The sequence below is a fragment of the Sphingobium agrisoli genome (assembly GCF_041877245.1).
Classification (GTDB): Bacteria; Pseudomonadota; Alphaproteobacteria; order Sphingomonadales; family Sphingomonadaceae; genus Sphingobium.
In genome coordinates this window covers 171,290-181,359 of record NZ_JBHDJI010000009.1, presented here as the reverse complement: position 1 = coordinate 181,359, position 10,070 = coordinate 171,290, and the positions used below count along the sequence as shown (strand labels likewise).

Below are 10,070 nucleotides of genomic sequence, written 5' to 3'. Positions count from 1 at the left end.
GCATCAGCCCGCTCGCATTCGAAGCCCAGGTGGCATAATGAGATGGGTGACCGGCGCAAAACCGTTACAAGTCCAGAACCGCTCGGACCGCACTGAGAAACGCATATCGGGAAATTGATCGCGGAGATGTCGGTCGATGCGCTCGGCGAGCGCGGGGGTAGCTTCTTTCTCTTCGTAGAGGTCTCCCCGATAGTAGAAGTTGCCCCGGCAATCGGGATGGGTCTGGCTGTAGAGGCGCGCGGGCGCGCCCGCCGCGGTGGCGTCGATCATCAAGATTCTCCAGAAATGAGCTGGCGCGGCGCGCACGGATGGAGGCCGCGTGCCTCGCTCGGTGTCACATTGAGAAAGCAGCTTCGGACGATGCGGTTGGCGTCATCGAGAGTTGCGGGATCGCTGCAGCAAGCCAAACGAAGATATTAGCCGTCGAACTTCTCAGCGGTGTGCGTTTCACCGCGATAGCTCCTGCGATCGAGGGAGCGATGGTCGTAGAGCGGCTGAGATGCTGGATCCCAGGGTCCGGGCGGCCAGACCCGTCCATTATAGCTGACCCGCGCGACGGGGCGGCCATCGCGCAGGATCGATGCATCCGGGAAACTGCTGGCGCCCAGGCCCGAGGCGTCTCGGCGCGCGCAAAATCGTCGAGATACATCGGCGAAGTCATCGAGCGCGAGATCGGGAAATCCGCGCTGACGCAGGATCATCGGTCCCGGCTGGGCGTCGGGTTCGATGATCGTCAATGGCGGGATCATGAGGTCCGCTGAGGCAAAGTGCGCCTCGATCGCCTCGATCGACCCGAGCGATCGCGCCTCGGCGTGGCTGATGACGACGACATCATCGTCCGTGGCCCTGAATGATATGGGTTCACCGATGCCGTCGTAGACTATCCGTACGGCAGCCCATCCGCCGTGATAGGTGACGCACCAGCGCGCGAAGGGAAGATGGTGCTCGGTGCAGAACTGCTCGAGCTTTTCGAAATGGCCCCACGACACCTCACCGTTGCTGAACTCGATGGGGCCGTCGGCAGGGAAATGCTAGACATCAAAATCATCGCCGTCATCCGTTCGAACGGCCTCCTCGGCTAGGACAGCAAGAAATGCCGGGAGCATGGCGCGTGGAAGAGCACCGCCCACGCGAATGGTCACAGGGACACGGTCGGCCATCTGGCCCTCCTGTCATTGATGTGGAAGTGGCCGCGAGTAATGCGCGGCGAGCGTTGGCTATGCTGCGGCGGCGCCGATCATGTGGCGCAGCTTGGCCCATGCGGCTTCCTCGCCGGCACGCACGCCGAGATTGAGGCCGCGGCCATAGAGACGGTACGCGATCGCAACCATCTGCGGCGCTGCGGAGGCAGGAATCATGGCGAGGCATGTTCCCTCGTCGTCCTGAAGTTCGAGCATGTCGGGGTTTGGCGCGTTCGATGGGACCGCGACGCGGGCGCTGGAATCAAGCGCGGCAAGATCCGCGTTGTAGCTCGCGATGAATAGGGCCGTGATGACCGGATCCTGTGCGGACATGGGGTTTCTCCCTTTCTGTGGATCGGCGGACCGTCCCCCGATCATCGCAATCCCCGAGCCACCTCCCCTCCCCAACTGTCGTTGATGCAGACCCTCGGCGTCGTTCACCCCACATATGGTCCGCTGTGGTCCAAAGCTTGCTCGATCGCCGTCAGTACCGCCACCGCACGGTTGGTGGGCACGAACAGGCGGGTCTTGTAGTTGATGATCTCGGTGAAGCAGCCGAGCGATTTCAGCAGCGCGAGCTTGGGCGGCGGGAATGCCTTTATCTCGAGCCTGGCTTCGTCATTCACATAAGCGCGCTCAATCCGTGCCGGCGGGAGAGACGGGATCGCCACGCCGCCGCTGGCTCGCGTGCCTGCAACCAGCTCAGCCGGCGAGAGCGCGATCGTCATATCTATCCCGAAGGCCACGGAAACCTTGGTAAGCCCGGTCGGTGAAATCATCCGCCCCAGAACCGAATGTCCGTCGCTATCCGTGATCCGCCAGACGCGGACGTCGTCGTCAGGCAGGCGGTTCCAAACCGGCAGGAGAAGGCCGGTCGCAATGCTGATCGTCTCGATATCTGAAACGGATTGCCGCCTTGAGCGACTCTCTATATTCGATCAAATATAGGTAACGACGATAAGGACAAGCCGGGATATGAAAGAAATGAGGTTGGTGCTGTGCGGAGCGGCCCTGGCATTGTCCTCGCTCGCTCATGCCCAGGAGACAGTTCCGACCTGTCCAGCACCAGTGGCGGCAAGCGGCGAGTTGGCGGCATGGAATGCGCCAGGTCAGATGCGAGCGGGGGCTAACGCCGCGCAGAGGTCCGGCGCGGCTCTTGCCGTTGGTCAAGCGGTCCGCCTCGCCCTTCTGCCGACGCCGCAGGTCCGCTATCCGGTGCGTCCCGAGAAGCCCGGTGGCAGCGTCAGTTTTGGAGGCCTCGTTCGCCTCGATGTTCTGGATGCGGGCGTCTACCGGGTTACTCTTGGGTCCGCAGCGTGGATCGATCTGGTACGTGATAGGAAGGCACCTCAATCGCCCATGGTCGCGCGCCAGAATGCACCGGCATTCGCAAAATGGTCGACTTCCAACTGACACCTGGCCGGTACATCTTGCAGATACCCGCAGAAGTTTGTTCGTCAGCTGCGCGTTTTCGTCCGTCTCGGAGCCCTCTACCGCCGATGCCGGCTGGCTCGCGATCGCCAGCGCGTAAATTGCTTTCAGCAGATGAGTTTTCCCGGTTCCGTTCGAACCGATGATCACGTTGATACGCGGCGAGAGCGGGATATCGAGGTTTCCGAACGCCGTGAAATTCTCGATTTCAATGCCTGCAATCATCAGACCGTGATCCTCTTGCCGCTGCGAATCTCGGCGAGCAGGGTTTCGCGGTAGGCTTGAAGGTACGTTTCAACGTCCGCCTCGCTGGCGAGATACGGACTGGCGAAGCTGACCTTGAGATTGGCGGTCGAGACATATTCCACGGGCGAGGGAGCAGGAGCTGGCTGCGGTGTAATCCCTGCGGCTGGTGCCTCACGCCCCTTGCTTTCTCCCGGCTGGGGCTGCTCCGTGGCAGGAGGTGCGGGTGGCGCCGGCGGCGTTGCCAGCCGGGCGACCTTCCCAAGCAGTGCTGGATAGGTTTCCGAGCGAAAATTGGCGGTACGCTCGCGGACCATAGCCACCAGTTTGGCATTGCGGACGCTGGTCTCAGCGGCCTCGCACTCGACGCGCTCGGCGCCCCGCTGCGCTTCAACCGGCCGGTGCCGGTGGCGTTGGGCCTGCTCTGCTGCGCCCCCAATATCCACGCCGCCGCCATCGAACGGCTGAGCGAACGGGCACGGCGCCTGTTGGGCGAGGGCTGATCCCGGGTCCATGTCGGCGCGGGCAATGGGCACGCGGCTTCACGGGACAGGGATTGCGTGCGCGCCGATTTCGGCGGTGGCGTTCGTGGCCGCGGCTGACCGCATGGCTTGCCGACCGGACCGGTCGGAAACGGCAATATTGATTAGACAACTGCCTTGCCAATACATAGCATCCGATAGTGGATAAAACATACGGCCGGGTCACGTCCGGCTACCACGGAGAGAGAAGCAGTATGGCGCAAGCAGCGTCCGAACAGTCGGTTCCGGCGCACGTCCCGGCCGAGCTGGTACGGCAATTCAACTTTTCCGATTATTCCGGGACAGCAGATGCCCTGCAGGCGACGGTCGATGCGGCGCGGGAAATGCCTGACATTTTCTGGGGCACGGGCGCGCATTCGCGCTATTCCGGCGCGTGGGTATTGACCCGGCACGAGCTGCAGCGGGAGGTGTTGCAGGATACCGATTCCTTTTCGAGCCGCGATACCGCCGGACTATCCGGTCTGATCGGCGAGACCTGGCCGCTGCTGCCGCTGGAGGCCGACGGGCTCGACCATGGGGAGTGGCGCAAACTACTGAACCCTATCTTTTCCCCGGCGCGGATGGCGGTCATGGAGGAAAAGATCGCGGCGCTGGCACATCAACTGGTCGGGGGCCTGGCTGCCAAGGGTGAAACCGAATTCATGTCCGAGTTCGCCCAGGTTTTCCCGGTGCAGATCTTCCTGGAAATGTTCGGCCTGCCGCTTGAGCAGACCCGGATGTTCGTGACCTGGGAAGACGGGATGCTGCACGGCGATTCGCTGGAGGTGAAGAGCGCATCGGCCGGCGCAATCATCGCCCACCTGCGCGCAGTGATCGAGGACCGGATACAGTCGCCGCGCGATGACCTGATCTCCTATGTGGCGCAGGCCCGGGTCAATGGCGCGGCGCTGACCGCCGATCAGCGCATCGGCGTGTGCATGCTGTTGTATACGGCAGGCATAGACACCGTGGCGAACATGCTGGGCTTCATATTCCGCCATCTGGCCGAAAACCCCGACAAGCAGCAGAGCCTGCGCGCCGATCCTTCGCTGATCCCGGCCGCAGTGGAGGAAATGCTGCGCGCCTTTCCCATCGTCATGACGTCGCGGGTGGCGACACGGGACGTCACGTTCCATGGCATCCAGATCAAGGCCGGCGACCATGTGATGGTGCCGACCCATTTTGCCGGGCGCGACGGGAACGAGTTTGCAGATCCTGACCGGATCGATTTTGCGCGCACCAAGGTCTCGCACATCACCTTTGCCGCCGGCCCGCACCGCTGCATCGGCTCGCACCTTGCGCGCCGCGAACTGAAGCTGGCGATCGAGACCTGGCTGGACCGCGTGCCCCCATTCCGCATCGCGCCCGGACATGTCTTCAAGACTACGGCACAGGGCGTTCTGACGATCAAGGCGCTGCCGCTGGTCTGGAACTGAGTTCAGGCGGCGCGCGCCGGCGAACACGTACGCATAAGGTGGAGAACATGGTGTTGGTCAAAGACGATTTGTCGCTGGGCTATGACCCGCGGCGCGAAAGTGCTCTGCGCGAGTCGACCGGACAGGAAAGATTCTCGGAGAATCTGATGTTCGCGCTCAGCGATCCGGCGCTGGGGCTGTCGATGTGGTTGCACCTTGGGTCATGGCCCGACGATTTCGGCCTGTGGGAGGACTATATCCAGCTTCACCTCCCCGGTGGTGCGGGCACACTGTGGGCGCGGTCCTATGCCCGGGTTCCGGCTGACCAGCGCCCCTCCGGGCCGAACCTGCGCGCGGAATGCCTGGAACCCTGGCGGCGCTGGCGGCTGACGTTCGACGGGATCGTCACCCGCTCTCCGGTCGAGGAACTGCGTACCGGCGCCGCTCGCGATGGCGCCCGCGAGGTGCTGCGCTTCGATCTTGAACTGACCATGGCCGGCCCGGTGTGGGATGCCCATGCTTCCGCCGAGAGCACGCACGGCGGCGGATCGATGGCCGAGCAGGTGTGGGCCAAGGATCACTATCAACAGCTCTACACTGTGGCCGGCACGATCACGCTGGACGGCAAGGTCCAGCCGTTCGCGGGCAGCGGCGTGCGCGATCACTCGCGCGGCCAGCGCGGGTTGCGCACCGATCAGTTCGCCGGCCATGCACTGATCTCGGCGCTCTACCCCGGCGGGCGCGGCTTCGGGATGCAGCGCGTGTGGAATCCCCAGGGCCGTATCACGCTCGACACCGCCTTCGTCTACATCGACGGGCGCTACGAATTTGCCAGCGTCATCGAATGTCCACGGCTGGGGCGCGAGTTGCGCTATGCGGGCGAGCAGTTGCAGTTGGTCCTGCGCTCGGAGCTGGGCGAGCATCGACTGACCGGCGAAGTCGTCGCCTCGGGCTTCATCTCGTTCGACAACAGCGGGATGGGCCTCAGCATCGGCGCGCGACCCGACAATCCCGACGGCTATTTCGTGCCCGCTTTTGCCCGGTGGGAATGGGACGGGGAACAGGCGATCGGCCTGACCGAGCGATCCGAGCGCAATTTCGTCAACCCCGCAGTGATCGCATGAACGCAAAAGGCGCGACCGATGGCGGCTATGTCATGCCCGCCCGCAGCCTCTCGCTGCCGCCAGAGCTGCTGCGCGACCGACTGACCGGATGGCTGCGCGAGCGGTTTGCGGCGCCGGACCTGGACATCACCGGGCTCCGGTCGCCGGGGGCCGCCGGAGTCAACAACGAGACCCTGTTACTCGATCTGGCCACGCAGGCGCCCGAATTGCAGGGGACCAGCGGGCTGGTCGTGCGCCTGGAAGCCCCGACGACGCTGTTTCCCGGCGTGGACATCCATTGCTCCTACGCCTGCTACCGCGCCCTGCAGGACTATGACCAGGTGCCGACGCCGCGGGTGTACGGCCTGGAAACGGACGAGGCGGTGCTGGGCCGCCCGTTTTACGTGATGGAACGGATCGATGGGCAGATCCCTTCGGACAATCCGGTCTATCATCAGGCGGGCTGGCTGAAGGACATGGCCCCGGCCGATCGCGCCCGTCTGTGGGGCAACGCGATCCGCACCATGGCGCGCCTGCATAAGGTGCCGCTCGACGGCTTTGCTTTCCTGCGCGACCTGGGGCTGGGCTCGCCCCGCCAACTGATGGACTATTGGCGGCGACATCTCGACGAAAGCCTGCCTGACGGTCCACCGGATCCGGTGCTCGAACAGACCTGGACCTGGCTCCAGGCCAATTTCCCCGCCGACGCACCGGAAGGATTCGCCTGGGGCGATGCGCGTGTCCCCAACATGATCTTTCGCGGCGTGGACTGCGTGGGGTTGCTGGATTGGGACATGGTCAGCCTGGCCGGGGGCGAGTGCGACCTAGCCTGGTGGCTGGTCAACGATCTGTCGAGCGGGATTCGCTGCGGCCGGCTGGAAGGGCTGCACGACGCCCACGCCACCCTGCGCGTATGGGAGGAAGAAATCGGCCACCCCGCGCGCAACCTGGAGTTCTGGCTGATATTCAACCTGTTCCGCCTCGCGGCCGTGCTGGTCCGGCTGAAGGGCTTCCTGGCTACGCTGGGCACCCTGCCCGATACCATGCAAGACATCGACCGCGTGAACACGCCCCGGTCGGTGCTGGCAAGCCGCTTCGGCACAGCCGGCCTGCCCGGCTTGGGCGACTGGACCGATCTTGCGCAGGTGCTCGACCGCGGGGCCTAGACCTGATGGTCTCGCTTTAAGCTGGAGCCTAACCGATGATCGAACCGTTTCGGGTCCACATCGCCGACGATGCCATTGCCGACCTCAAGTCACGCCTGGCCATGACCCGTTGGGCGCCCGAGCCGGGCAATGACGACTGGTCGTTCGGGGTCAATGGCACTTATCTGCGCGAACTGGCCGACTATTGGCGTGACGGCTTCGACTGGCGGGCGCAGGAGGCGCGGATCAACGCCTTCCCGCAGTTTCGGGTGGAGATCGATGGCGCCCCGATCCACTTCATGCACCTGCGCGGCCAGGGGCCGCGGCCGGTTCCGATCGTGCTGACGCATGGCTGGCCCTGGACGTTCTGGGACTTCCACGCGCTGGCCGCGCGTCTGGCCGATCCCGCCGCCTTCGGTGGCGATCCGGCCGATGCCTGCGACGTTGTCGTGCCCTCGCTACCTGGCTTCGCCTTCTCCGGGCTGCCGGATGAGCCGCCGGGCTATGCGCAAATCGCGCGACGCTGGGTCAAGCTGATGGCGGCGCTGGGCTACGAACGCTTCTTTGCGCATGGCGGCGATGCCGGCGCCTTTGTCACCGCGCAACTCGGACACGCCCACGCCTCCGCGCTGCGCGGCATCCACCTGAACCTGCCGGTACTGCCGGGGGTTGGCCACGATCAGATCGATCCCGATGAGTTCAGCCCCGAAGAACGGGTCATGTACGACGGCCAGGACTTCGAGGGACGGATATTCACGCACCTGATGGTCCACATCCACGAGCCCCAGACGCTGGCCTGGGCCATGCACGACAGCCCGGTCGGGCAGGCGGCGTGGATGCTGCACCGCCGCCGGGCGTGGAGCGACTGTGGCGGCGACGTGGAGCGGCGGTTCAGCCGGGATGAGCTGCTGACTCACTTCTCGCTCTATTGGTACACCAACAGCTTTGCGACCGCGCTGCGCACCTATCACGCCTCCGCCTTTCATCGCGGCATTCCACGCAGCAACGATGCACAGCCGGCGATCCCCGTGCCCACCGCCATGGCCGTGCTACCACGCGAGCTGGTGCATTTCCCCCGCCCGCTGTTCGCCCGCCACAGCGATCTGCGGCAATGGACGGTCCTGCCGACGGGTGGACATTTTGCCGCGGCGGAAGAACCCGAGCTGCTGGCGCGGGACATCCGCAGCTTCGTGCGCCCGCTCCGCACCGAAAACGGCTGAGGCAAAGCGGGCGCGCCGGTCGCGATCAGCCCTTCGCGCGGCGTGCAAGCTGTTCGGCGCTGGCCAGCAGGTCGAGCGTCAACTGGCCGAAGAACGCACCATATTCCTTGCTGGCCTTGCCGATCAGCGATTCCGCATACTTGCGCTCCAGCAGCGTGGCCAATTTGAATTGGGCCAGGATCATGTAGTAATCGATGTTGTCGATCGGCAGGCCCGACTGCTCATGATAGAATTCGGCGAGGTCCTCCCGCGAAGGATAGAAGGAGGTGTCAAACAGGTTCGGCGGGGGCGGCACCCCATTGGGATCGCGCGGCGCGAAGCACTGGATCGTCCACCCCAGATCGAGCAGCGGATCGCCGATGGTGGACAGTTCCCAGTCGATCATCGCTGCGAGCCGGCATGGCGCGGTCCGCGAGAACAGGGTATTGGGAAAGCCGTAATCGCCGTGGATGATCCCGATGCGGGGGCTTTCCGGGGTGTTGGCGCCCAGCCAGTCAGCAACATAATCGTAGCCGGGCAATTCGCGACCGGCATAGCTCTCTGTCTCACGGTACATGGCCAGTTGGCCGCGCCAGCGATCAACCTGTCGCGCCAGGAAGTTGCCGGGCTTGCCGAAACCCTCCAGCCCCACGGCCTCATAATCGACGCGCGCCAGATCGGCGATGCCGCGCACCAGTTCGAACGCCATGCTGCGCCGTTCCGGCCCGGCGACATCGAAGGGGCGCGGGAACGGCCCGTCGCCGTTCGGGGTCCAGCCGTCGACAAAGCTCATCACATAGAAGGGGCTGCCGATCGCATCGCTATCCGGCGACCAGCCCCACATCTCCGGCGCAGGCACGCCGGAGCCGTTGAGCGCCTGCAGCACCCGTGCCTCGCGGCCGAGGATCTTGGCGCTGTCGGGCCGGGGCACGCGCGGCGGACGGCGCAGCACACCCAGGTCGCCGCCGCGCGTGACACTGTAGACCGCATTGGTCGACCCGCCGGTCAGAAAGCGTATCTCCAGCGGGCCATTGCCCAGGCGGGGAACGTGCTTGTCGGCCCACGCCACAAATCCGGCGGAATCCACCAGATCGAGCATGTTGCCAAATTCCAGATTTGCCATATTCATTCCCTCTGAACGGGCGTTGCGAATTTGGGTAGATAACTGTCTAATGAAATTAAATCAATCCAGGGCGCACGGTGCGGATGCACGGCAGGCCGACGGGCATCCGGCGGAAAACGGGCCGGCGCCCTCGCTTCGCTAGGCACAGAAGCAAGCCACGCGCCGGGCAATCGTACGCGCGGCTCGGGCCTGCTTCCTGTCCAATGGCGTGGCCAAGACCACCTTCGATGACATCGCGGCGCGAGCCGGGGTCAGCCGCGCCACGGTCTATCTGTATTTTTCCAGTAAGGAGCACCTGCTGCTGGGGATGCTGGAAGAAGACTGGGATGCGCAATGCACGCTGTTCGCGCTGCTCCCGGCGGAGGCCCGCGCAGCGGACGACTTTGCCGCATGGCTGCGGCAGGTCATCGCCGGCTATCAGGCGCGCCGGGGGTCGATGGGACTGTACGCCATGGCGCTGGCGCAGATCCCCGGGCTGTCCGGGCGTGTCGATCAGCAGCGCGACCGGTTGGTCGGCACGCTGGGCCAACGCTTCCCGGCCTTTGCGGTCGCACACAGGGAGATGGAACAGCGCGTGGCCGCGCACCTGATGCTGGTCCAGCTCGAACATGTCTGCCTGATGGCCATGCGAGGCTATGCAGAAGAGGCGGTGGAGGCGGGGATCGGACTCGTCAGCCGGCGCATGGCGGCCTTCGTCGCCGACGCCTGA

The 10,070-nt window shown here is 64.7% G+C and carries 12 protein-coding genes; 5 read left to right on the top strand and 7 right to left on the bottom strand.

The window, feature by feature from the left end:
* Nucleotides 1-3: 3 nt before the first annotated feature.
* The 6 genes from ACETPF_RS15500 to ACETPF_RS15475 form a co-directional block, all read right to left on the bottom strand.
* Nucleotides 4-270, bottom strand: coding sequence for a hypothetical protein (locus ACETPF_RS15500; protein ID WP_373935452.1), 267 nt, complete (start codon nucleotides 268-270; stop codon nucleotides 4-6).
* A 146-nt stretch (nucleotides 271-416) separates the two neighbouring features.
* Nucleotides 417-989 (bottom strand): hypothetical protein, encoded by a 573-nt coding sequence (locus ACETPF_RS15495; RefSeq protein ID WP_373935451.1) that lies wholly within the window; start codon nucleotides 987-989, stop codon nucleotides 417-419.
* A gap of 228 nt (nucleotides 990-1,217) precedes the next feature.
* Nucleotides 1,218-1,622, bottom strand: a complete 405-nt coding sequence (locus tag ACETPF_RS15490) for a hypothetical protein (RefSeq protein WP_373935450.1) — start codon at nucleotides 1,620-1,622, stop codon at nucleotides 1,218-1,220.
* Complete coding sequence (locus ACETPF_RS15485) at nucleotides 1,619-1,909, bottom strand: hypothetical protein (protein WP_373935449.1); 291 nt, start codon at nucleotides 1,907-1,909, stop codon at nucleotides 1,619-1,621. The genes ACETPF_RS15490 and ACETPF_RS15485 overlap by 4 nt, the downstream gene beginning before the upstream one ends.
* Nucleotides 1,910-2,018: 109 nt before the next feature.
* Nucleotides 2,019-2,837 (bottom strand): AAA family ATPase, encoded by an 819-nt coding sequence (locus ACETPF_RS15480; RefSeq protein WP_373935448.1) that lies wholly within the window; start codon nucleotides 2,835-2,837, stop codon nucleotides 2,019-2,021.
* Nucleotides 2,837-3,391 (bottom strand): hypothetical protein, encoded by a 555-nt coding sequence (locus ACETPF_RS15475; protein WP_373935447.1) that lies wholly within the window; start codon nucleotides 3,389-3,391, stop codon nucleotides 2,837-2,839. Before ACETPF_RS15475 ends, ACETPF_RS15480 begins: the two co-directional genes overlap by 1 nt.
* Before the next feature lie 146 nt (nucleotides 3,392-3,537).
* Here ACETPF_RS15475 and ACETPF_RS15470 point away from each other — a divergent pair, with 146 nt between their 5' ends.
* Genes ACETPF_RS15470 through ACETPF_RS15455 form a run of 4 tightly spaced genes read left to right on the top strand, consistent with a single transcriptional unit; the run spans nucleotide 3,538 to nucleotide 8,259 of the window.
* Nucleotides 3,538-4,812 carry a cytochrome P450 gene (locus tag ACETPF_RS15470; protein ID WP_373935446.1) on the top strand — a complete coding sequence of 425 codons (1,275 nt, stop codon included), beginning with the start codon at nucleotides 3,538-3,540 and terminating at the stop codon, nucleotides 4,810-4,812.
* Between the two features lie 47 nt (nucleotides 4,813-4,859).
* Nucleotides 4,860-5,915 carry a DUF7064 domain-containing protein gene (locus ACETPF_RS15465; protein WP_373935445.1) on the top strand — a complete coding sequence of 352 codons (1,056 nt, stop codon included), beginning with the start codon at nucleotides 4,860-4,862 and terminating at the stop codon, nucleotides 5,913-5,915.
* Nucleotides 5,912-7,060: a phosphotransferase family protein gene (locus tag ACETPF_RS15460; protein ID WP_373935444.1), complete on the top strand. Its 1,149-nt coding sequence runs from the start codon at nucleotides 5,912-5,914 to the stop codon at nucleotides 7,058-7,060. The genes ACETPF_RS15465 and ACETPF_RS15460 overlap by 4 nt, the downstream gene beginning before the upstream one ends.
* 35 nt (nucleotides 7,061-7,095) lie before the next feature.
* Nucleotides 7,096-8,259: an epoxide hydrolase family protein gene (locus tag ACETPF_RS15455; RefSeq protein ID WP_373935443.1), complete on the top strand. Its 1,164-nt coding sequence runs from the start codon at nucleotides 7,096-7,098 to the stop codon at nucleotides 8,257-8,259.
* A gap of 25 nt (nucleotides 8,260-8,284) precedes the next feature.
* On the opposite strand, the gene ACETPF_RS15450 is transcribed toward ACETPF_RS15455, so the two are convergent.
* A complete protein-coding gene (locus tag ACETPF_RS15450) occupies nucleotides 8,285-9,361 on the bottom strand; it encodes a phosphotransferase family protein (protein ID WP_373935442.1) in 1,077 nt (358 codons plus the stop codon).
* A gap of 169 nt (nucleotides 9,362-9,530) precedes the next feature.
* On the opposite strand from ACETPF_RS15450, the gene ACETPF_RS15445 reads away from it, so the two are divergent.
* Nucleotides 9,531-10,070, top strand: coding sequence for a TetR/AcrR family transcriptional regulator (locus ACETPF_RS15445; RefSeq protein ID WP_373935454.1), 540 nt, complete (start codon nucleotides 9,531-9,533; stop codon nucleotides 10,068-10,070).

Bases quoted from the DNA above. Each gene is read 5' to 3' on its own strand.
- ACETPF_RS15500 (WP_373935452.1), bottom strand. From the start codon at position 270: ATGATCGACGCCACCGCGGCGGGCGCGCCCGCGCGCCTCTACAGCCAG.
- ACETPF_RS15485 (WP_373935449.1), bottom strand. From the start codon at position 1,909: ATGACGATCGCGCTCTCGCCGGCTGAGCTGGTTGCAGGCACGCGAGCC.
- ACETPF_RS15455 (WP_373935443.1), top strand. From the start codon at position 7,096: ATGATCGAACCGTTTCGGGTCCACATCGCCGACGATGCCATTGCCGAC.
- ACETPF_RS15480 (WP_373935448.1), bottom strand. From the start codon at position 2,837: ATGATTGCAGGCATTGAAATCGAGAATTTCACGGCGTTCGGAAACCTC.
- ACETPF_RS15450 (WP_373935442.1), bottom strand. From the start codon at position 9,361: ATGGCAAATCTGGAATTTGGCAACATGCTCGATCTGGTGGATTCCGCC.
- ACETPF_RS15465 (WP_373935445.1), top strand. From the start codon at position 4,860: ATGGTGTTGGTCAAAGACGATTTGTCGCTGGGCTATGACCCGCGGCGC.
- ACETPF_RS15460 (WP_373935444.1), top strand. From the start codon at position 5,912: ATGAACGCAAAAGGCGCGACCGATGGCGGCTATGTCATGCCCGCCCGC.